Origin of the sequence: Acetobacter sp. DmW_043, from assembly GCF_002153485.1 — a bacterium.
Lineage (GTDB): Bacteria > Pseudomonadota > Alphaproteobacteria > Acetobacterales > Acetobacteraceae > Acetobacter > Acetobacter thailandicus.
Genome location: NZ_JOMN01000047.1, coordinates 1 through 725 on the forward strand (window position 1 = coordinate 1; position 725 = coordinate 725).

The window sequence follows — 725 nt, forward strand, 5'->3', positions numbered from 1 at the left end:
ATCCATAAATCGCAGGGTGTGACGGTGGAGCGGGCCCATGTTCTGGCGACGGGGAGTATGGACCGGCACGGGGCCTATGTGGCGCTGTCGCGGCATCGGGACAGTGTCAGCATTCACTGGAGCCGGGATGATGTGGGTGACCGGGACGGGCTGGTGAAGCGGCTGTCGCGCGAGCGGCTGAAGGATACCACGCTGGATTACCTGCATGACCGGGATCGGGATGCCGGGTTCGCGCGGCGGCGCAGTCTGGATGTCCCTGCGAGCGGGATCATGGTGGCGCGCGGCAAGGCTGTCTCAGGCCTTCGGCAGGACAGGCAGAGCGAAGTGACCCATGGGTCTGAGCCTGCACCGGCAGAGCAGAAACGCGGGATGTTTGACGGGCTGGAGCTGTCCGTGGGGTCTGCTCGTCGCATCAGAGAAAAAGACGTGCCGGACGGGATGGAGGCTGAGGTCAGTAAGGGGAGTGGCGGGGTTGAGCATGAGGCTCCTGCCTCTCCCTTTGCGGGGCTGCAGCTGCGGTCTGTGAAGCGCGGGAAGGAAGCTGCCCTTCCGGACGGGTTTGTGCCGGGGCGTGATCCTCTGCATCAGGCGGTGGAGCGGTATGCGCGGGCTATGATGGATGTTGAGCGCATGGTGCGTCAGGAGCTGCCTTTACTGGAGTATCAGAAGAAGGCGCTGTCTGACGCTGTGCGGGATCTGGAGCGGGTCCGGCCTGGCGGGGAAGC

General features: G+C 64.8%; 1 pseudogene. It reads left to right on the forward strand.

Features of this window, described 5'->3' with window-relative positions:
• Positions 1-725 (forward strand): annotated as a pseudogene (locus HK11_RS10800) (Ti-type conjugative transfer relaxase TraA); the annotation flags it as partial.